The sequence below is a fragment of the Streptomyces sp. NPDC048484 genome (assembly GCF_040651415.1).
Classification (GTDB): Bacteria; Actinomycetota; Actinomycetes; order Streptomycetales; family Streptomycetaceae; genus Streptomyces.
This window is the reverse complement of record NZ_JBEZJY010000024.1, coordinates 83,915-104,492: the sequence shown is the minus strand read 5'-3', so window position 1 is coordinate 104,492 and position 20,578 is coordinate 83,915. Positions and strand designations below refer to the sequence as shown.

16 protein-coding genes and 1 pseudogene are annotated in these 20,578 nt (G+C 68.8%); 9 read left to right on the top strand and 8 right to left on the bottom strand.

Annotation, left to right across the window (positions count from 1 at the left end; translation table 11 throughout):
• Positions 1-393 precede the first annotated feature (393 nt).
• The 6 genes from AB0D14_RS24550 to AB0D14_RS24525 all read left to right on the top strand — a co-directional run bounded on the left by AB0D14_RS24550 (position 394) and on the right by AB0D14_RS24525 (position 7,284).
• On the top strand, positions 394-2,517 hold the full coding sequence (locus tag AB0D14_RS24550) for a DNA topoisomerase IV subunit B (protein WP_362782567.1): 2,124 nt from the start codon (positions 394-396) through the stop codon (positions 2,515-2,517).
• Positions 2,518-2,752: 235 nt separating this feature from the next.
• A complete protein-coding gene (locus AB0D14_RS24545; RefSeq protein WP_362782565.1) occupies positions 2,753-3,277 on the top strand; it encodes a DUF1453 domain-containing protein in 525 nt (174 codons plus the stop codon).
• Positions 3,274-4,425, top strand: a complete 1,152-nt coding sequence (locus AB0D14_RS24540; RefSeq protein ID WP_362782563.1) for a histidine kinase — start codon at positions 3,274-3,276, stop codon at positions 4,423-4,425. Before AB0D14_RS24545 ends, AB0D14_RS24540 begins: the two co-directional genes overlap by 4 nt.
• Positions 4,422-5,102 carry a response regulator transcription factor gene (locus tag AB0D14_RS24535; protein WP_362782559.1) on the top strand — a complete coding sequence of 227 codons (681 nt, stop codon included), beginning with the start codon at positions 4,422-4,424 and terminating at the stop codon, positions 5,100-5,102. The genes AB0D14_RS24540 and AB0D14_RS24535 overlap by 4 nt, the downstream gene beginning before the upstream one ends.
• Positions 5,103-5,206: 104 nt before the next feature.
• Positions 5,207-5,695, top strand: coding sequence for a DUF485 domain-containing protein (locus AB0D14_RS24530; RefSeq protein WP_362782556.1), 489 nt, complete (start codon positions 5,207-5,209; stop codon positions 5,693-5,695).
• Positions 5,692-7,284 (top strand): cation acetate symporter, encoded by a 1,593-nt coding sequence (locus AB0D14_RS24525; RefSeq protein ID WP_362782554.1) that lies wholly within the window; start codon positions 5,692-5,694, stop codon positions 7,282-7,284. Before AB0D14_RS24530 ends, AB0D14_RS24525 begins: the two co-directional genes overlap by 4 nt.
• 81 nt (positions 7,285-7,365) lie before the next feature.
• Here AB0D14_RS24525 and AB0D14_RS24520 read toward each other — a convergent pair whose 3' ends face one another.
• The 7 genes and pseudogenes from AB0D14_RS24520 to AB0D14_RS24490 form a co-directional block, all read right to left on the bottom strand.
• Positions 7,366-8,049, bottom strand: coding sequence for a response regulator (locus tag AB0D14_RS24520; RefSeq protein WP_362782551.1), 684 nt, complete (start codon positions 8,047-8,049; stop codon positions 7,366-7,368).
• Positions 8,046-9,731, bottom strand: coding sequence for a sensor histidine kinase (locus AB0D14_RS24515; protein WP_362782548.1), 1,686 nt, complete (start codon positions 9,729-9,731; stop codon positions 8,046-8,048). Before AB0D14_RS24515 ends, AB0D14_RS24520 begins: the two co-directional genes overlap by 4 nt.
• Positions 9,732-9,803: 72 nt before the next feature.
• Positions 9,804-10,754, bottom strand: a complete 951-nt coding sequence (locus AB0D14_RS24510) for a sucrase ferredoxin (protein WP_362782546.1) — start codon at positions 10,752-10,754, stop codon at positions 9,804-9,806.
• Positions 10,755-10,806: 52 nt separating this feature from the next.
• A pseudogene (locus tag AB0D14_RS24505) lies at positions 10,807-10,965 on the bottom strand (citrate synthase); the annotation flags it as partial.
• Between the two features lie 125 nt (positions 10,966-11,090).
• The gene (locus AB0D14_RS24500; RefSeq protein ID WP_362782545.1) at positions 11,091-11,741 is read right to left on the bottom strand and encodes a DUF6082 family protein; all 651 of its coding nucleotides are present in this window, start codon (positions 11,739-11,741) and stop codon (positions 11,091-11,093) included.
• Positions 11,742-11,996: 255 nt separating this feature from the next.
• Complete coding sequence (locus AB0D14_RS24495) at positions 11,997-12,233, bottom strand: hypothetical protein (RefSeq protein ID WP_362782543.1); 237 nt, start codon at positions 12,231-12,233, stop codon at positions 11,997-11,999.
• Between the two features lie 343 nt (positions 12,234-12,576).
• Positions 12,577-13,080, bottom strand: a complete 504-nt coding sequence (locus AB0D14_RS24490) for a DUF6082 family protein (protein ID WP_362782542.1) — start codon at positions 13,078-13,080, stop codon at positions 12,577-12,579.
• Between the two features lie 321 nt (positions 13,081-13,401).
• Between AB0D14_RS24490 and AB0D14_RS24485 the strand changes: the two genes are divergently transcribed.
• Positions 13,402-14,550 (top strand): GTP-binding protein, encoded by a 1,149-nt coding sequence (locus tag AB0D14_RS24485; RefSeq protein ID WP_362782540.1) that lies wholly within the window; start codon positions 13,402-13,404, stop codon positions 14,548-14,550.
• On the opposite strand, the gene AB0D14_RS24480 is transcribed toward AB0D14_RS24485, so the two are convergent.
• Complete coding sequence (locus AB0D14_RS24480; protein WP_362782538.1) at positions 14,547-17,006, bottom strand: DNA topoisomerase IV subunit A; 2,460 nt, start codon at positions 17,004-17,006, stop codon at positions 14,547-14,549. The genes AB0D14_RS24485 and AB0D14_RS24480 overlap by 4 nt on opposite strands.
• A gap of 546 nt (positions 17,007-17,552) precedes the next feature.
• On the opposite strand from AB0D14_RS24480, the gene AB0D14_RS24475 reads away from it, so the two are divergent.
• Together AB0D14_RS24475 and AB0D14_RS24470 are read left to right on the top strand one after the other, a co-directional pair.
• Positions 17,553-18,920 (top strand): pitrilysin family protein, encoded by a 1,368-nt coding sequence (locus tag AB0D14_RS24475; RefSeq protein WP_362782535.1) that lies wholly within the window; start codon positions 17,553-17,555, stop codon positions 18,918-18,920.
• Positions 18,917-20,305, top strand: coding sequence for a pitrilysin family protein (locus AB0D14_RS24470; protein ID WP_362782533.1), 1,389 nt, complete (start codon positions 18,917-18,919; stop codon positions 20,303-20,305). Before AB0D14_RS24475 ends, AB0D14_RS24470 begins: the two co-directional genes overlap by 4 nt.
• Positions 20,306-20,578 lie beyond the last annotated feature (273 nt).

Genomic DNA, 20,578 nt, shown 5'->3' with positions numbered 1-20,578 from the left:
AACCAGGCCGAAAACGTTCCCGCTCGTGGCTCTTCCTCGAAAAAAATCTTTCCGAGGCGGCTGTCTGCTGCCGGTTGGCGGCGAATGAGCCGTATTGCGTGTCTTCGTGTCTTACGGGTTTCGCACTCTGTCAGGTTCAGTCCTCCCGGCTGGCTTGCCGGTTGTTCTTGAGGACGTGCCCGGAGCCTAAATGGTTCATGCCTGGAAGGGAACGTGATATGTACTTCACTCCAACGAGGGATCGAACATGCATGCGAGTCTGGACTAGTCTGCGTTTCGGACGAGGGTGGCGTTACAACGGCTCTACCAGGCCTCGGTACCCTCGGACCGGTGACCGAAGCCGGACCCTTACCCAAAAGGGCCCCAACTGAAATTCAGCGAGGAGCGAACCGCGTGACCGCCGATACGTCCGTGCCGTCCACAGCCCTGCTGACCGGAGCAGACCGGGACGGTTCCAACTACACCGCGCGGCACCTGCTCGTCCTCGAAGGCCTCGAGGCCGTGCGGAAGCGCCCGGGCATGTACATCGGATCGACCGACAGCCGCGGTCTGATGCACTGCCTCTGGGAGATCATCGACAACTCCGTGGACGAAGCCCTCGGAGACCACTGCAACCACATCGACGTGACCCTGCACGACGACGGCTCTGTCGAGGTGCGGGACAACGGCCGGGGTATTCCGGTCGATGTCGAGCCCAAAACCGGCCTGTCGGGCATCGAGGTCGTGATGACCAAGCTGCACGCCGGAGGCAAGTTCGGAGGCGGCTCGTACGCGGCCTCCGGCGGTCTGCACGGCGTGGGCGCCTCCGTGGTGAACGCGCTCTCGGCCCGCCTGGACGTCGAGGTGGACCGTGGAGGCCATACCCACGCGGTGAGCTTCCGGCGGGGCACGCCCGGCGCCTTCAGGGGAGACGGCGCCGATGCCGCGTTCGACGCGTCGTCCGGGCTGCGCAAGCTCAAGAAGGTCCCCAAGAACCGCACGGGCACGCGCGTGCGGTATTGGGCCGACCGTCAGATCTTCCTCAAGGACGCCAAGCTCTCCCTGGAGCACCTGCACCAGCGAGCCCGCCAGACCGCCTTCCTGGTACCCGGCCTGACCATCGTCGTCCGGGACGAGTACGGGCTCGGCGAGGGCGGCAGCAAGGGCGAGGAGTCCTTCCGTTTCGACGGCGGCATCAGCGAGTTCTGCGAGTACCTGGCCTCGGACAAGCCTGTCTGTGACGTGCTCCGTTTCTCCGGCCAGGGCAGCTTCAAGGAGACGGTCCCGGTACTCGACGACCACGGGCAGATGACTCCGACCGAAGTCACCCGTGAACTGGGTGTCGACGTCGCGATGCGCTGGGGCACGGGCTACGACACGACGCTCAGGTCGTACGTGAACATCATCGCCACGCCCAAGGGCGGAACCCACGTCGCGGGCTTCGAACAGGCTGTCGCCAAGACGATCAACGAAGCGCTGCGCACCAAGAAGCTGCTGCGCGTCGCCGAGGACGACGTCGTCAAGGACGACGCCCTGGAGGGCCTCACCGCCGTTGTCACCGTACGTCTGGCGGAGCCCCAGTTCGAGGGGCAGACGAAGGAGGTGCTCGGTACCTCCGCGGCCCGTCGCATCGTGACGAACGTGGTCTCCAAGGAACTCAAGGCGTTCCTGACCTCCACGAAGCGGGACGCGGCCGCACAGGCCCGCGTCGTCCTGGAGAAGGCGGTCTCCGCCGCCCGAACACGGATCGCGGCCCGCCAGCACAAGGATGCCCAGCGGCGGAAGACGGCTCTGGAGTCCTCCTCGCTGCCGGCCAAGCTCGCCGACTGCCGCAGTGACGACGTGGAGCGCAGCGAGCTGTTCATCGTCGAGGGGGACTCGGCGCTCGGCACCGCCAAGCTCGCGCGGAACTCCGAGTTCCAGGCGCTGCTGCCGATCCGCGGAAAGATCCTCAATGTTCAGAAGGCGTCCGTCACGGACATGCTGAAGAACGCCGAGTGCGGCGCGATCATCCAGGTCATAGGAGCCGGGTCCGGCCGGACCTTCGACATCGACGCGGCGCGCTACGGGAAGATCATTCTTCTCGTCGACGCCGATGTCGACGGCGCGCACATCCGCATTCTGCTGCTGACGCTCTTCCAGCGCTACATGCGGCCCATGGTCGAGGCCGGCCGGGTGTTCGCGGCGGTGCCGCCGCTGCACCGCATCGAGCTCAGCCAGCCGAAGAAGGGCCAGGACAAGTACATCTACACCTACTCGGACCGCGAGCTGCGAGAGACCGTGCTGGAGCTCCAGCGGAAGAACGTGCGGTACAAGGACTCGATCCAGCGCTACAAGGGTCTCGGCGAGATGGACGCAGACCAGTTGGCCGAGACGACCATGGACCCGCGCCATCGCACACTGCGCCGGATCAACATCACCGACCTCGAAGCCTCTGAGCAGGTGTTCGACCTGTTGATGGGCAACGACGTCGCCCCGCGCAAGGAGTTCATCTCCAGCTCCGCGGCGACGCTGGACCGCTCGCGCATCGACGCGTAGGAGGTCCGACGGGGGCCGGCGGGAACTCCTGCCGGCCCCCGTCGGACAGCCGGCCTCCTTGAGCGTGGGGGATCGCACCGGGAGCCCTCCACCCGTGGGTGGAGACCGGCGGCCTCCGGGATCCACCCATGATCCACCCTGGCTCCGATCCGCCGACCGGCCCGTTTCCGTAGCGTCGAAGGCGTCGACAGTGCCCGCTGCCGGCACCTTCCTCTCTTCGCTCACGGAGGCCGCGATGTCCGGGTTTGTCGATGTCCTGGCGCTTCTCGCCGTTGCCATTCTGGTGATCGCTCGCCAGTTCCGCACCCAGCGGATGGAGGCGGACAAGCGCTGGTGGGTCGTGCCCGGCGTGCTGATATTTCTCGCCGTGCGTGAGCCCGGCCTGCTCGACCCCGGCCATCGGACGGCATCGGGCCTCCTGCTCGGCGCCGAACTTCTCGTCGCCCTGGTCACCGGCCTTGGCTGGGCCTGGACCACGCGCGTCTGGACAACGCCGGACGGAGCGGTGTGGAACAGGGGTACCAAGGCCAGCGTTCTTGTCTGGATCATCGGCATAGCCCTGCGTGCGGGTCTCCTCGGCCTCGGCGCCGCGTTCGGTCTCCACCAGGACACCTCCGGCCTGCTCCTCGGGCTCGCTGTGACGCTGCTCGTCCGTTCCGGCATCCTGGCCTGGCGGGTGCAGGGACCGCATCCGGCGCGCGGGCAGAGCGCGGCATACGGTGAAGGCGTGCCCCAGCCCTCGTGGAAGGAGCGTGTGTGACGGAGAACGTCTGGCTGCGCTGGCCCTCCCGCGAGGCGCTCTCCCGGGCAGGAGTGCTCAGGGCCCGGCGCTCGCTCGTCATGGGCGCGCGCATCGTCGCCATCGGGGTCCTCCTGGGGACGACCTTCACGGGGAGCGACCTGCACGGCTGGGGCATCGCGGCTGCCGGATTGGCGGTCCTCGCGTGCGGATTCGGGATCTGGGGCTTCAGGAGCACCACGTTCGAACACCGGCTCCTGCCCTCCCTGGGGCTGCTCGTGCTGCTGTTCGCCGTTGCGGTGGTCGCACACGGCGTGGGTCTCCGGGTGCCGGCCCTCGTTCTGTGGTGCGTGTGCGGCGTCACCGCGATGGAGCGGCTGCCCCTGGCGGCTGCCCTGCCGGCCACCTCCGCGGCGCTGGGGGCGTACGCGCTCGTCGATCACGACGGCTGGCTGTCCACCACGGCCACGACCGGCGGGATCGCCCTGCTCGGCTATGTGCTCCGGTTGGACGCGGAGGCCCGCGGCAATGCCCAGCGACTGCTCGCCCAGGAGCGTGCGGCGCGTGCGGCCGAGGCGGAATCGGCCGCGCTGGCGGAGCGGGCCCGGATCGCCCGGGAGATCCACGACGTACTGGCGCACAGCCTCTCGGCGCAGCTCGTGCACCTGGAGGCGGCCCGACTGCTGATCGAGCGGGGTGCGGAGAGAGACCAGGTCCTCGACCGGGTCGTGGCCGCCCGCGGGATGGCCCGCGAGGGGCTCGCCGAGACCCGGCAGGCGCTCTCCGCGCTGCGCGGAGAGCTGTCCCCGCTGGAGGAGTTCCTGAGCGAGCTCGTCGCCGAATCCGACGGCGCCGATGTCACTGTCACGGGTGAACGGCGTCCCCTGCCGGCCGAGGTGTCCCAAGCGGCCCGCAGGGTCGCTCAGGAGGCTCTGACGAACGTCCGGAAGCACGCGCCGGGTGCCAAGGTCCACATACAGATGGACTACGGACAGCATGAAGTGACACTGAACGTACGGGACTCGGGCGCGCCACCGGGAGAGTTCGCACACACCGGCGCCGGGTACGGTCTGCTCGGAATGCGGGAGCGGGCCGAGTTGCTGGGCGGTTCGCTGGAGGCAGGACCGTACGAGGAGGGGTTCATGGTGACGCTGAAGGTGCCCGTATGACGGAGGGGGGCGATGGGGCACCGGCCCGTGTCGTCGTGGCGGACGACCAGACCGTGGTGCGTGAGGGCATCGTGATGCTGCTCGGTCTGCTGCCGGGGATCGAGGTTGTCGGTGCGGCCGCTGACGGGGACGAGGCCGTACGTCTGGTGGCCGAACTCGATCCGGACGTGGTGCTGATGGATCTGCGCATGCCCCGTTGCGACGGAGCCGAGGCGACCAGACGGATCAGGGCCGAGCACCCGAGGACACAGGTCGTCGTGCTCACCACGTACGCGGACGACGCGTCGCTGTTTCCCGCGCTGAGGGCGGGTGCCCGCGGCTATCTCACCAAGGACGCGGGCGGCGACGAGATCGTCCGAGCCGTGCGGAGCGTGCTGTCCGGGGACGCCGGTCTCTCGCCGGGCATCCAGCGACGGTTGCTGGAGCGCCTGTCGGAGCCGGAGCCCACCACGCCTTCGCAGGAGGCTCCGGACGGACTGACGACGCGGGAGACAGAGGTGCTGGTGCTGATCGCCGACGGCCTGACCAACCAGGAGATCGCCCGCAACCTGCATGTGTCCACGGCCACGGTGAAGACCCACATCAACAACCTCTTCGCCAAGACGGGACTCAAGGACCGTGCGCAGGCCGTCCGTTACGCCTTCACGAAGGGACTTGTGCGCCCACCAGGGGGGTGAGTCACCTGATGGGGTGAAGTGCGCGGAGAGAAGAGTCAGGGATCTTCCCGTTCTGTCCATCCTTGGGCGCGCGGCCGAAACGGGCGGCGGACAAGGAGAGTCCGGTGGAGAAGCACGACGGTCCCGACTCCGGAAGGGTGCGGATCGACGACCCCTGGTACGACGCGCTCGCCTCCGGGTGGGGAGAGTTGGACGGTACGGGCGCGCCTGCCCCAGCTGTGCCGCCCGCACGCAGGGAGCAGGAGGACCGCAGCGCCCGCGCATCCGATGTCTATCTGGAGGTACAACGCAGTGTCGCTTTCCAGGAGGTGCGCAGCCGGTACCGGAGGTTCGTGATCCCGAGCGTCGCCGTCTTCCTCACCTGGTATCTGGGATATGTCGTGATGGCCACCACGGCACCGGCTTTCATGGCGCGGCCCGTCGCCGGCGCGGTGAACGTGGCGATGGTCGCGGGGCTCGGACAGTTCCTCACGACGTTCCTGTTCACGTGGGCGTACGCGCGGCACGCACGGTTGCGCAGAGACCGTGCGGCGCTGGATCTGCGCTGGGACACACAGGAGCTGACGCGTGGCGTCGCGGGTGGTGAGCGGTGACCGGGAACCACCAGACGCTGGCCCTGCTGCTCTTCAGCGTGTTCGTCGCGATCACGTTGGGAATCACGACATGGGTGAGCCGTCACCGGCACGGTTCGGCGGAGGAGTTCTACGCGGGTGGCCGGCTCTTCTCGCCGATGGAGAATGGTTTTGCCATCGCGGGCGACTACATGTCCGCCGCCTCCTTCCTCGGTATCTCGGGGCTGATCGCACTCTTCGGCTACGACGGACTGCTGTACTCGGTGGGCTTTCTCGTCGCCTGGCTCGTCGTGCTCTTCCTGGTCGCCGAACTGGTCCGCAACTGCGGGCGGTTCACGCTCGCCGACGTCGTCGCCTCACGAATGAGCGAGCGGCCGGTGCGGATCGCGGCGGGAACCTCCTCGGTGACCGTGTCCGTTCTGTACCTGGTCGCGCAGATGGTGGGGGCGGGCAGCCTGGTGGCGCTGCTTCTGGGAGGCGCGAGCGAGGCGGCGCAGGCCTGGACGGTCATCGGTGTCGGCGCGCTCATGGTCGTCTACGTGTCGTTCGGAGGAATGCGGGCCACCACGTGGATCCAGATCGTCAAGGCCGTTCTGCTCATGGGCGGGGCGGTCGCGTTGACGGTGCTCGTTCTGGTGCGGTTCCACGGGGACTTCAACCAGTTGCTGGGTACGGCGGCGGAGCGGAGCGGGCACGGGAAGTCATTCCTGGCGCCGGGGCTGAAGTACAGCGGGGACTGGACGGCGCGCCTCGACTTCATCAGTCTGGGCCTCGCGCTGGTGCTCGGCACGGCCGGGCTGCCGCACATCCTGTCGCGCTTCTACACCGTGCCGACCGCTCGGGCCGCACGCCGCTCGGTCGTCTGGGCGATCGGCCTGATCGGTGGGTTCTACCTGATGACGATCGTGCTGGGTTTCGGAGCGGCGGCGATCGTCGGCCCCGATGCCGTACGAGGGTCGAACGCGGCCGGGAACACGGCGGTTCCGTTGCTGGCACTCGATCTGGGTGGCGGAGTCGCGTCCACGGGAGGAACGGTTCTTTTTGCGATCGTCGCCGCGATCGCCTTTGCCACGATCCTCGCGGTGGTCGCCGGCATCACGCTCGCCTCCTCGGCGTCCGTGGCCCACGACCTGTACGCGTCACTGCGCGGACGGCGTGCGAAGCCGCACAGCGAGGTGGCCGTGGCGCGGACCGCCGCGGTGGGGATCGGCGTCGTGGCCATCGCGCTCGGTCTGCTCGTACGCGACCTCAACGTGGCGTTCCTGGTGGGACTTGCCTTCGCGGTGGCCGCGTCGGCGAACCTGCCCGTCCTGCTGTACTCGCTGTTCTGGCGGAACTTCACCACGCGCGGAGCGGTGTGGTCCGTTTACGGGGGCCTGGTGCCGGCCCTGGCACTCGTGGTGCTGTCGCCCGTGGTGTCGGGCAGTCCCGCCTCGCTGTTCCCGGGCGTCGACCTCCAGTACTTCCCGCTGGAGAATCCGGGCCTGGTGTCCATTCCGCTGGGCTTCCTCGCGGGCTGGCTCGGTACGGTCACTTCGGCGGAGCCGCCGGACGAGGCCAAGCACGCGGAGACCGAGGTGCGGGCGCTCACGGGAGCGGGGGCCGTCTGAGAGCCTGTGTCCGAGAGCCCGGCGAAGGGCTGGGCACGCGCGCAATCCGTGGGCCCCGGCCCTCGTACTCCGGTGGTGGCGTCAGGCTCCTCGGGTCGCCCAGACATAGCGGTGTTCGGGGCGGCCCGCGTCGCCGTACTTCAGGCTCAGTGTGGCCCGGCCGGTGCGCTCCAAAAGCTTCAGATAGCGCTGGGCGGTCTGCCGGCTGAGGCCGGTCAGGTCGGCGATCTCCTGGGCGGACAGGGGGCTTCTCGCGTTCACCAGAGCCTGGCGCACGGCCTCCGCGGTGGTGGGGGAGTGCCCTTTGGGCAGATCGGGTTCAGTGCCCGCCGAGAGGGCGCCGAAGATCCGGTCGACCTCGGACTGTTCCGCCTCGCCCCCGCCGTCGAGGGTGCGGCGCAGCTCGGCGTACGCCTCGAGTTTCGCGCGGAGTCCGGCGAAGGCGAACGGTTTCACCAGGTACTGGAGGGCGCCCTGTCGCATCGCCGCCTGGACCGTGGTGATGTCACGCGCCGCGGTCACCATGATCACGTCGGTCTGGTGGCCGCGCCGCCGCATCTCCTGGACGACCGCGAGCCCCGTCCCGTCGGGCAGATAGTGGTCGAGCAGCACCAGATCCAGCTGGGGCAGCGCTTCCACCTGCCGCAGTGCCTCCGCCGCCGAGTGCGCCTCTCCCGCGACGTGGAAACCCGCGACCTTCTCCACGTAGGCGGCGTTGACCCGAGCGACCCGGGTGTCGTCGTCCACGACCAGTACCTCGATCATCGCGGTTCCTCCTTGGTGGTCGTGGCGGCTCTTCCAGGTGCGGACCCGGACTCCGGCTCGGATGCGAGCCGCAGCTCCGCCAGCGCCTCCGGCAGCACGATCGTGAACTCCGCGCCCCCGCCCTCGGCCTCCGAGACCTGTGCGCTGCCACCCTGCCGTTCAGCGAGTCGGCGCACCAGCGACAGGCCGATCCCGCGCTCGCGATGGGCCGGCGGTTCCTTGGTGGACCATCCGTCCGTGAAGATCAGTTCACGTTGTTCGGCAGGGACTCCCGGCCCGGTGTCGCGCACCCTGAGTACAGCCGTACGCCCTTCCGCGCGCAATTCGACCTCTACGCGCGCGTGGAGGGTGCCCGCGACGGCGTCGAGCGCGTTGTCGACGAGGTTCCCGACGATCGTGACCAGCCCCCGGGCGTCGACCAGCCGGTCGGGGAACAGCGTCCTGTCGGAGATCCGCAGGGCTACGGCGCGCTCCGCCGCGACGGTCGCCTTGCCTACCAGCAGAGCGGCGAGCAGCGGGTCGTGGATCTTCTCGGTCACCTGCTCCGCGGTGGCCCTGTGGTCGCCGACCACCTCACCGACGAACTCCACGGCGTCGTCGAACATCTCCAGTTCCAGCAGGCCGAGCAGCGTGTGCATCCGGTTGGCGTGCTCGTGGTCCTGGGCGCGCAGGGCGTCGATCAGGCCGCGGGTGGAGTCGAGTTCGCGGCCCAGCTGCTCCAGCTCCGTGCGGTCCCGCAGTGTGGCGACGGCGCCGCCGTCGTCGGTCGGCATACGGTTGGCGACCAGGACTCGCTGTCCGCGGACGGTGAGCAGATCGGTTCCTCCGACGGTTCCGGCCAGTACATCGGCCGTACGTCCCTCACCGAGCGCCGTGCCGAGAGGCTGCCCCACGGCTTCGTCGCCGAGGCCCAGCAGCCGCCGGGCCTCGTCGTTGAGCAGCCGGATCCTGCCCTCGCGGTCCAGCGCGACGACGCCCTCCCTGATGCCGTGCAGCATGGCCTCTCGTTCCGCCAGGAGCCCGGCGATGTCCGAGAAGGCGAGGTCACGGGTCTGACGCTGCACCCGCCGCGAGATCAGATAGGCGGCCAGGGCGCCGACGGCCAGCGCCCCGCCCGCGTAGGCGAAGAGCCCCGGGATCGCATGGATCAGGCGGGCACGCACACTGTCGTACTCGATGCCGACCGAGACCGCGCCGACGATGTCGCCGTCGGCGTCGCGCAACGGCACCTTGCCGCGCGCCGAACGGCCCAGTGTGCCGTTGTCGATCTGCATGACCTCCCGGCCGGCCAGAGCCTGCTGCGGGTCGGTGGAGACGCGTTCCCCGATCTCGGCGGCGTTGGTGTGCGACCAGCGCACCCCGTGCATGTCCATGACCACGACGTACTCGGCCCCGCTCGCCTTGCGGACCCGCTCCGCCTCGGCCTGCACGGGTCCGTCCGCCGAGGGGCGTGTCGACGTCAGTTCCGCGGCGAGCTGTGGCTGCGCCGCCGCGGTCTGCGCGATCGCGAGCGCCCTGCGCATCGCCTGGTCGTCCAGCTGGTCACTGAGCGGCGCGAGGAACAGACCCGTCGCGAGTACGGCGACTCCGGCGGCGATCGCCACCTGCATGAGCAGCACCTGCGAGAACATCCGCCTCGGCATGTGGGGGCGGAGTCGTCGAGCAGGGGGAGTGGAACTCATACCCATGAAGGTACGGGCAGCGACACGCAGGTCCGTAGGCGGTGTGGCGTGGATCTCGTCCGGAGGTCCTGGTCAGCGGGTCGCGGGGCCCATGGCGACGGTATGTGACAGCTCGCGCACCGCCGTCACGTCCATCCGTGCCGGAGAACCGGGAGCCGAGCCGCAGCTCTCCGCACGGGGCGGTGATGCGGTGCCCTGAGCGACCGTGACGCGCCAGCGGCGGCCGTCGGTGTGGGCGACCGTCACCTCCCAGCGAGGCGCCTCGCCCTCGGTGCGGACCACGCTCAGCGCGCCCGCCGCGTCCTCGGACACTGTCGTGCGCACCGCCAGCTCGGCGGCCTGGCCGGGCCGTTCCCAGGCAGAGTTCCCACGGCACCCTTCCGTGACGACACGGCCTTCCCGTACGCCCTGGAGGACCTCCTTGACGGCATGCGCCTCGGCACGCCCGTACGCATAGCCGAACGGCAGTACGAGGAGAGTGGGTGAGAAGCGGTGGCCTCCCAGGTGCGTGACCTCCCACGCTCCTGTCACTCCGGAGGCGGCGAGTTCGGCGGCGAGGGGGCGGCCGAGCAGGGCGCAGCACCGGTCGCGCTTGCCGTTGGTGCACACGAGCGCCAGAGGGTCTCCGGTGTGGGGACGACCGTCGAGCGTCGTGTCGAAAGTGCCGGGCAGGCCCCTGCCGAGCTCGGCGAAGTCAAGTTCGAGCAGTTGTTCGGGATCTGTCGTGATGGCGTTGTGCAGCCATACGGCTCCCGGAGTGGTGTGGGCCGCGTACACCTGACGCCGGGCGCTCGTGTGGCAGTCGGCATGCCGCCCCGGTCGGCGGATCAGGGCGATGCGTACGCCGGTGCCCTCGGCTGCCTGCTCCAGGGCGCGGCCCAGCGCGGGATCCAGATGGCTCGATGTCAGCGCGTCGGCACCCCAGGGGCCGGGCTGTTCGACCAGCAGCCACGTTCTCGCCGTGGCGGCGGTCCCTGCGAGGGGCTCCTCAAGGCCTCGGGACACCTTCGCGCACGTACTCACAGAGGTGAGCCTAACCTGACTTGGCTCCTCGCGACCTCTGGGGCCGGTGGTGTCACTGCTCCGGAAGTGGCTGAGGAAGTGGCTGAGGTGGCCGTTCACCTACGTAGTGCCCGCTCGGGCGCATCCGCAGGGGCGCCTCGCCGTATTCCTCCAAGGCGTGGGCGATCCATCCGGCGGTGCGGGCCACGGCGAAGATCGTCTCGCCCGCCGAGGCGTGCAGCGCGTGGTCGCTTGGAGCGCCAGCGTCCTGGAACAGGGGGAGGATCCGAAAGTCATTCGCCCGGCGGCACGGTGTGTGAGGCCGGTTCCGTCGGTCGCGGTGCCTGCGGCGGCCTGTCACGACGTGGAAGCAGGCGGTTCGAGGCGTATCTCGGCAAGCGCTTGATCGAAGATCCGTGCGAGCTGGGCCTCTGGGCTGTCTGGCGAAATGCGGCTCTTCGCGATCCGAGTGGCTTCCCAGTAGTCCTGGAAAACAGGGTTTCGAAGCAGACCGTGGGCGTGTGCCAACAGGTCTGAATCGGAGAGCGTCCCCCAGCTGCGGGCCAGTAAGAAGTGACTGAAAACGAGATTGGCGAAGAGGTGTTGCCGCACTGTCGACTCGGACTGATCGTGGCTGGTGGCCCACACCTCGGCCAGAGAGGGATCGTCAATCGCCATTTGCGTCAGTTGTACGTGCAGGCCGCGCATGTCCGCCTCCGCGCTGCGGCGAAGTTCATCGCGGGACGCCTTCAACTCTCCCCGCTGCAAACTGAGTTCAAGGCGCTGCAACCGCAGCTCGCGTTGCTGGTACACGAGTGTCGCGATGAGAAGAAGAAGTGCCAGACCTGAGAAGATCGCGCTGACAGCACCGAAGTAGTCGCCCAGGGCACTTCGTTCCGATGCGATCCGTCGGCTTCCGTTCGCTTGCTCGACGCCATCGATCATCCATCCGCTGGCGACTATCGAAGCCGCTCCCACGATGCTGATCACTGCCACGGCAGCGGTCACCCAGGAGCAGATTCGGACTACTGAACGCCATGTGCTGTCACTTGCCATAACGCCCTCCTGCTGTCTCCGGGATGCCTCCCGCGACCTACGGGGAAAGTCGAGTGGACGAGCAATGGCATGTGAAGAGCCCGGCATCGCGTCGGTGCCGGGCCTGATGCCCTTCAATCGTGTTCGTGCGCCGCGGAGATGAAGGGTGTCTGGAGCTCTCTGCTGCCTCTACCGCTGCTGTGGTGTGGTCATCGCGAGTTCTTGATCTCAAGTATCGGGAATGTCCGCTTTTGCGCGCACCAGGGTCTCGCGTGTGATCACCACGATCCGCTCGTAGTCGGCCCGTGAAGCATCGGGCGGAAGCTCCCAGTCGAGTTCCTTGGTGGCCTCTCGGCCGATGACAGCGAAGCTGCCGTCACTGAGCTCGAAGATGTCGGGGCACGACTGACCAGTAGCGCTCCCGCGCTCGCGTGGTGAAGCCCCGACACGGCGCACGATTTTCACGAACAGGTACCAACCTTATGGCTCAGAGAGTGTTGGGTGTCCCCGAGCTGTTCTCAGGTATGTGACGGGCGGGCCCCGAGCGGAGGTGTTCGTCGGAGGCGGATGTCTCCGAGCGGGGGGTGTGCGTTCGGAGTGCCCACATAGTGGGCACGCGCCAATTTATATCGTCTGCTGCTCGCCGCGCGCGACGTAACAGCAGGAATCCGAGTGAAATTCTTCGCCTCCCTTTGACGAGAGGGGTATTGGGGGGATGAGTGCTCATCGCGGCCATTCATGGCATGCGGGACGCATGGGTGGTTTGCGTGGACTGAGAGCGGCGCGCTGGGTCATGACGAGCGACGAGTCACTGTGACTCCTCAGGTGGTTCTCCCACAACCCACCACTCGTCGGCGTCCGAATCCGCCTGATCCTGGATGAGGTTGTCCATCATCTGGCCCAGCCCGGCCTCCTCCGACGAGTCGGGCAGGCTCTCCCGGTGGTGGTGTGTCGCCGCCCAGTACTCCTGAAATACCCTGTTTTGGCACATAATCCGGAAATGCCCGTGGAGTTCTCGCCGGGTGAGGGCCCCAATCCTGTGGAAGTACAGGGCGTTGACGTAGAGGGCATTCGCGAAGAGGTACTGGCGCTGCCTTTCGGGGGTCACGTCGCTCTCGTACGTGTTGAGGACCGCGGCGAGGGCAGGATCGTCCATGGCCTTGCATAACAGGTCGAAGTGGAGTCGGTGCTGTTCAGTGAGGGCGGCACGCGTGCGGTGTCGATTCCTCGCTGTCACGACGGAGTCGGCCGCGGAGGCGAACCTCACCCTGGCGGCGGAGAGCCGCGTCTTCCACAAACTCTGTGTGGCCATGTCAACCCCCGAATCAGGCGGCCGTCCGCCGGTCGTCGGGTGCGGGTCGACTGATGGGGACCGGCGAGCGTTGGGCGGCGCTTGCCGTCTCCCAGGGTGCCCGAGCGGCTCTGATCGGCTGGGAGGCGGAGAGGCGGCGCACGGAGGTAAGCGAGGGTCGCGCAACTCGGCGCCTTGCCCAACGTGTGCCCCGCGAGCGCCGCTAACAATCGTTCACTTCGAGTGGTATCCCGCGGCTCGTATCCTTGGTGGGCATTCGTTCCCTGTCGTGAGAGCCGGTCCGCGAGCCGGTGTACGCATTGGTGTGAGAGAGGTCGCGCGTTGAGTGAGGCGAGCCCCCAGCAGATCCCGGTCCTCGTCCTGGCCGGCTTTCTGGGCTCCGGCAAGACCACCCTGCTCAACCATCTCCTGCACCGCGGTGGAGGCAGCCGTATCGGCGCCATCGTCAATGACTTCGGTGCCATCGAGATCGATGCCATGGCGGTGGCCGGCGCGCTCGGCGACTCCACCGTCTCCCTGGGCAACGGGTGTCTGTGCTGCGCCGTGGACGCCAGTGAACTCGATCTGTACCTGGACCGGCTCGCGCAGCCCTCCGCCCGGATCGACGTGATCGTCATCGAGGCGAGCGGCCTCGCCGAACCGCAGGAGCTGGTGAAGATGCTCCTCGTCAGCGAGAACCCGCACATCGTCTACGGGGGTCTGGTGGAGGTCGTCGACGCCGCCGAGTTCGACACGACCCGTGAGAAGCATCCCGAGATCGACCGGCACCTCGCCGTCGCCGATCTCGTCGTCGTCAACAAGGCGGACCGCGCGGCGGACGCCGACCGCGTGATCCGGCTCGTGCGGACGCTCGCCCGCGGTGCCGCCGTCGTGGCCGCCTCCTACGGGCGGATCGACCCCGAGTTCCTCTTCGACTGCCGGCCGACCGAGGAACGTATCGGCCAACTGTCCTTCGACGATCTCCCCCGGCACGAGGAAAGTGATCACGAGGAGGGTGACGGAGAGGGGCCTGGCGCGCACCACGGCCATCCACACCACGGCCATCTGCACTCCGGCTACGAGTCCGTCTCCTTCACCTCCGAAGTGCCCCTCGGGCCCCGGCGGTTGATGGACTTCCTCGACAGCAGGCCCGACGGCCTCTACCGCATCAAGGGATACGTCGACTTCGGCGCCGCCGACCCCCGCAACCGGTACGCCGTGCACGCCGTGGGCCGGTTTCTGCGTTTCCATCCGGAGCCCTGGACTCCCGGCGAGCAGCGCCTCACCCAGCTCGTGCTCATCGGGTCCGGCATCGACGCCCTCGCGCTCGGCAGAGAGCTGGAGGCGTGCAAGGACGACGCCCCACAGGCCGACGAGCACGGCATGTGGAGCGTCCTCCGTTACGTACAGGAGCAGGAGCAGGAGCAGGAGCAGAAGCGGCAGGCCGCCGTTCGTGGCCCTGGGGCCGACCTGCCGGAATCCGGACTCTAAACCGGCCCCGCCACCGCCGAGACCGTCTTCGCCAGCGAGACCCCCGAGCCGTCACGCCGCGGATCCATCTCCGGCAGCTCCGCGGGTGTCCCGTCCTTCTGCGCGGCGAGCGCCGGAGCCGGACCCGCCCACGCCAGGCTCAGGCAGTCCTCGCCCTTCAGGAACCGCTGGCAGCGCACACCGCCCGTGGCTCGGCCCTTGCGCGGGTACTGGTCGAAGGGGGTCAGCTTCGCGGTCGTCTGGACCGAGTCGTCCAGCGTGCCCCGTGAACCCGCCACGGTGAAGACCACCGCGTCCACGGCCGGGTCGACCGCCGTGAACGAGATCACCTTGGCGCCGTCCGTGAGCTTCACGCCCGTCATACCGCCCGCTGCCCGGCCCTGCGGACGGACCTGGGATGCCTGATAACGCAGCAGCTGCGCGTCGTCGGTGATGAAGATCAGGTCCTCCTCGCCCGTGCGCAACTCGGCCCCGCCGACGATCCGGTCGCCGTCCTTGAGGGAGATGACCTCCAGCTCCTCCTTGTTGGACGGATAGTCGGGGACCACGCGCTTGACCACACCCTGCTGTGTGCCGAGCGCCAGGCCCGGCGACGATTCGTTGAGCGTCGTCAGGCAGACCACCTGCTCGTCGCCCTCCAGAGTCAGGAACTCCGAGATCGGTGCGCCCCCGGAGAGGCTGGGAGCCGAGGCGGTCTCGGGCAGCCGCGGGAGGTCGATGACATTGATCCGCAGGAGTCGTCCGGTGGACGTGACCGCGCCGATCTCGCCCTGCGCCGTCGCGGGGACGGCGGAGATGATCAAGTCGTGTTTGACGCGTCTGGCCTCGCTCTCCCCGAAGGGGTCACCGTTGGCCGTTCGCGCGAGCAGCGCCGTCGACGACAGGAGTACCCGGCAGGGGTCGTCCGCCACCTGCAGCGGAACGGCCGTGGCGGTGGAACCGGCGGACTCCAGCAGCACCGTACGCCGGTCGGTGCCGAACTTCTTGGCCACCGCGGCCAGTTCGCCCGAGACCATTTTGCGCAGCTCGGCGTCCGAATCCAGGATGCCGGTCAGCTCGTCGATCTCACCGTTGAGCCGGTCGCGCTCGGTCTCCAGCTCGATGCGGTCGAACTTGGTCAGCCGGCGCAGCGGCGTGTCCAGGATGTACTGCGTCTGGATCTCGCTGAGTGAGAAGTGCTCGATCAGGCGCTGCTTGGCCTGGGCGGAGTTGTCGCTGGAGCGGATGAGGCGGATGACCTCGTCGATGTCCAGCAGGGCGACGAGCAGGCCCTCGACCAGGTGCAGCCGGTCGCGCTTCTTGGTGCGGCGGAACTCGCTGCGGCGGCGTACGACCTCGAAGCGGTGGTCGAGGTACACCTCCAGCAGTTCCTTGAGCCCCAGCGTGAGCGGCTGGCCGTCCACCAGCGCCACGTTGTTGATGCCGAAGGTCTCCTCCATCGGCGTCAGCTTGTAGAGCTGTTCCAGGACGGCCTCGGGCACGAAGCCGTTCTTGATCTCGATGACCAGGCGCAGTCCGTGCGAGCGGTCGGTGAGGTCCTTGACGTCGGCGATGCCCTGCAGCTTCTTCGCGCCGACCAGGTCCTTGATCTTCGCGATCACCTTCTCCGGGCCGACGGTGAAGGGCAGTTCGGTGACGACGAGGCCCTTGCGGCGCGCCGTCACGTTCTCCACCGAGACCGTCGAGCGGATCTTGAAGGTGCCACGACCCGTCTCGTAAGCGTCCCTGATCCCGGACAGACCGACGATGCGGCCGCCCGTGGGCAGGTCGGGGCCCGGGACGTGCCTCATGAGCGTCTCGAGATCGGCACCGGGGTGGCGGATCAGGTGCCGGGCGGCGGCGATGACCTCGCCGAGATTGTGCGGCGCCATGTTCGTCGCCATGCCGACCGCGATACCCGACGCGCCGTTCACCAGGAGGTTCGGATACGCGGCCGGGAGGACCGACGGCTCCTGCTCCTGGCCGTCGTAGTTCGGGTTGAAGTCGACCGTCTTCTCTTCGATCGACTCCGTCATGAGGGAGGTCGCGTCGGCCATCCTCGCCTCGGTGTACCGCATGGCGGCCGGCGGGTCGTCGTTGCCGAGCGAACCGAAGTTGCCGTGTCCGTCGACCAGGGGCAGACGCATGGAGAAGGGCTGGGCGAGGCGGACCAGGGCGTCATAGATCGACGCGTCGCCGTGGGGGTGGAGCTTACCCATGACCTCGCCGACGACGCGGGCGCACTTCACATAGCCGCGGTCGGGGCGAAGCCCCATCTCGTTCATCTGATAGACGATGCGGCGGTGCACGGGCTTGAGGCCGTCGCGGGCGTCCGGCAGGGCTCGGGAGTAGATGACCGAGTACGCGTACTCGAGGAAGGAGCCCTGCATCTCGTCGACGACGTCGATGTCGAGGATGCGCTCCTCGAAGTCGGCGTTGTCATCGGGGCGCGTGGTCTTCGTGCTGCGGCGGGCCATCGCTGCTGCGACTCCTTCACAGTCTCTGCCTGGGCATGAACGGGTTCTGACGCGGTCCATTGTGGACCGGAGTACTGACAACGCGGACCACGACCCGTCCGTACGGACCTCGCGGGCCGGGTGCGCGACCGCCTCAACAGGCCCCGCAGACCGCGATCGCGACGGCCTCGACAGGCTCCGGAAGCGCGGCCTCCGACTGCTGTGGAGGTGTCAGGACGCTACCGCGTCGCCGTCCGCGCGAGGCACCGGAGGCTACCGCCTCGCTGGCGGCGCGGGCGCCGGGGGCTCTCGTACCGCCGTCCCCGCCGGGGTACGAGCGCGAGCACGGAGCCACCCCGCGCCCTTCGCCGGCCGCGCGTCCGATCGCCGGCGCCGGCTCGGGGAACGTCCGTGCTCGTACGACCGTACGAGATGCCGAGGTCGCCGGCGTGCTCGCTCTCGGCGTAGCCGACGCGGGAACTTCGCCAGCTGTCCGCGCGCTTGCATACAGTGGCATGACTAGCAGGAATTCAGCAGTTTTCCGCGATCGAAGGGACGTACATGCCCATGGGTCACACGGCCACAGCCGAGGCCGGTTCCGGCGGCCTGACAGCGACCGAGCACCGCCTGGCCAACGGCCTGCGCGTGGTGCTCTCCGAGGACCACCTGACCCCGGTCGCCGCGGTGTGCCTCTGGTACGACGTCGGCTCGCGCCACGAGGTCAAGGGCCGCACCGGGCTCGCCCACCTCTTCGAGCACCTGATGTTCCAGGGCTCCGGCCAGGTGAAGGGCAACGGCCACTTCGAGCTGGTGCAGGGAGCGGGCGGTTCGCTCAACGGGACGACGAGTTTCGAGCGGACCAACTATTTCGAGACCATGCCGACGCACCAGCTGGAGCTCGCTCTCTGGCTGGAGGCCGACCGTATGGGCTCGCTGCTCGCCGCGCTCGACGAGGAGTCGATGGAGAACCAGCGGGACGTCGTCAAGAACGAGCGCCGGCAGCGCTACGACAACGTTCCCTACGGCACCGCCTTCGAGAAGCTGACCGCCCTCGCCTACCCGGAGGGGCACCCCTACCACCACACCCCGATCGGGTCGATGGCCGACCTGGACGCGGCCACCCTTGAGGACGCCCGCGCCTTTTTCCGCACCTACTACGCGCCCAACAACGCCGTGCTGTCGATCGTCGGCGACATCGACCCGGAGCAGACGCTCGCCTGGGTCGAGAAGTACTTCGGCTCCGTCGCCGGCCACGACGGCAAGCCCGCCCCGCGCGACGGTTCGCTTCCCGAGACCATCGGTGAGCAGCTGCGCGAGGTCGTCGAGGAGGAGGTCCCGGCCCGCGCGCTGATGGCCGCCTACCGGCTGCCGGAGGACGGCACGCGCGCGTCGGACGCGGCCGACCTGGCCCTGACCGTCCTCGGCGGCGGTGAGTCGTCCCGGCTCTACAACCGGCTCGTACGCCGTGACCGCACCGCGGTGGCGGCCGGGTTCGGCCTGTTGCGCCTCGCCGGAGCACCCTCCCTGGGGTGGCTCGACGTGAAGACGTCGGGCGACGTCGAGGTCCCGGTGATCGAGACCGCCGTCGACGAGGAGCTCGCCCGGTTCGCCGAGGAGGGGCCCACGGCCGAGGAAATGGAGCGCGCCCAGGCCCAGTTGGAGCGCGAGTGGCTGGACCGTCTCGGTACGGTCGCGGGCCGCGCCGATGAACTGTGCCGGTACGCCGTCCTGTTCGGCGACCCCCAGCTCGCCCTGACCGCCGTCCAGCGGGTCCTCGACATCACCGCGGAGGAGGTCCAGGAGGTCGCCAAGGCCCGCCTGCGTCCCGACAACCGCGCGGTGCTGGTCTACGAGCCGGTCGCCCCCGAAGAGACCGACGCCGCCGAGGACACCAGCGCCGCAGCTGCAGACACCGACGAGGAGGCGGCCAAGTGACCGAGCTCGCCACGATGGAGTTCCACCCGCAGCCCCAGGCCGGCGAGGCCAGGCCCTGGGCCTTCCCGGCACCCGAGCGCGGCGCGCTCGGCAACGGCCTGACGCTGTTGCGCTGCCACCGCCCCGGCCAGCAGGTCGTCGCCGTCGAGGTCCTCCTGGCCGCCCCGCTGGAGGCCGAGCCGAAGGGCCTGGACGGTATCGCCACGATCATGGCGAGGGCCTTCTCGGAGGGCACCGACAAGCACTCCGCCGAGGAGTTCGCCGCCGAGCTGGAGCGCTGTGGCGCCACGCTCGACGCCCACGCCGACCATCCCGGTGTCCGGCTCAGCCTCGAAGTCCCCGTCTCCCGGCTGCCCAAGGCGCTCGGCCTGCTCGCCGACGCCCTCAGGGCGCCCGCGTTCGAGGACGGCGAGATCGAGCGGCTGGTGCGCAACCGGCTCGACGAGATCCCGCACGAGACCGCCAACCCGGCCCGCCGGGCCGCCAAGGAGCTGTCCCGGCAGCTCTTCCCGGCGACCTCGCGCATGTCGCGACCGCGTCAGGGCACCGAGGAGACGGTCACCGCGATCGACTCGGCGGCCGTGCGCGCCTTCTACGAGAAGCACGTACGCCCCGCCACGGCCACCGCGGTCGTCGTCGGTGACCTCACCGATGTCGACCTCGACGCGCTGCTCGGGGACACCCTCGGCACCTGGACCGGATCGCAGGCCGAGGCGCGTCCCGTGCCGTCCGTGACCGCCGACGACACCGGCCGGGTGATCATCGTCGACCGTCCCGGAGCCGTCCAGACGCAGTTGCTCATCGGCCGCGTCGGCGCGGACCGGCACGACCGCGTGTGGCCCGCCCAGGTGCTCGGCACGTACTGCCTCGGTGGCACCCTCACCTCCCGCCTGGACCGCGTCCTGCGCGAGGAGAAGGGATACACCTACGGCGTGCGGGCGTTCGGCCAGGTGCTGCGCTCCGCTCCGGACGGGACGGGCATCTCCATGCTCGCCATCAGCGGCTCCGTGGACACCCCGAACACCGGACCGGCGCTCGACGACCTCTGGAAGGTACTGCGCACCCTCGCCGCAGACGGCCTGACGGACGCCGAGCGCGACGTCGCCGTGCAGAACCTGGTGGGCGTGGCGCCCCTGAAGTACGAGACCGCGGGCGCCGTCGCGGGCACGCTCGCCGACCAGGTCGAGCAGCATCTGCCGGACGACTTCCAGGCGACGCTGTACCAGCAGCTTGCCGCGACCGGCACCGTGGAGGCCACCGCGGCCGCCGTGAACGCCTTCCCGGTGAACCGCCTGGTGACCGTCCTCGTCGGTGACGCCGCGCAGATCGAGGAGCCGGTCAGGGCTCTCGGGATCGGTGAAGTCAGCGTCGTGGCGCCGGAGTAGAGACCGGTAACGGGACGAAGCAGAGACCGGTAGCGGCACACAGCGGAGACCGGCAGCCGGGCGCTACAGAGGCCGGTGGCCGGTTGGGGCCCGGGCGACTGATGAGTTGCCCGGGCCTTCTTCCTGTGCTGTCCTGGTCGCTGCGTTCGTCCGCTGTGTCCGTATTGGTAGGGAGGTTGCCTGTCTGCCCTGTGGCGTGCGCTACAAAAGTCGTGATCCGTTTGGCTATTGAAAGAGGCCCCGCTTAGCGTCATTCCGGCTGTTCGTCAGGCA

Bases quoted from the DNA above. Each gene is read 5' to 3' on its own strand.
- AB0D14_RS24545 (WP_362782565.1), top strand. From the start codon at position 2,753: ATGTCCGGGTTTGTCGATGTCCTGGCGCTTCTCGCCGTTGCCATTCTG.
- AB0D14_RS24535 (WP_362782559.1), top strand. From the start codon at position 4,422: ATGACGGAGGGGGGCGATGGGGCACCGGCCCGTGTCGTCGTGGCGGAC.
- AB0D14_RS24520 (WP_362782551.1), bottom strand. From the start codon at position 8,049: ATGATCGAGGTACTGGTCGTGGACGACGACACCCGGGTCGCTCGGGTC.
- AB0D14_RS24515 (WP_362782548.1), bottom strand. From the start codon at position 9,731: ATGAGTTCCACTCCCCCTGCTCGACGACTCCGCCCCCACATGCCGAGG.
- AB0D14_RS24490 (WP_362782542.1), bottom strand. From the start codon at position 13,080: ATGGCCACACAGAGTTTGTGGAAGACGCGGCTCTCCGCCGCCAGGGTG.
- AB0D14_RS24480 (WP_362782538.1), bottom strand. From the start codon at position 17,006: ATGGCCCGCCGCAGCACGAAGACCACGCGCCCCGATGACAACGCCGAC.
- AB0D14_RS24475 (WP_362782535.1), top strand. From the start codon at position 17,553: ATGGGTCACACGGCCACAGCCGAGGCCGGTTCCGGCGGCCTGACAGCG.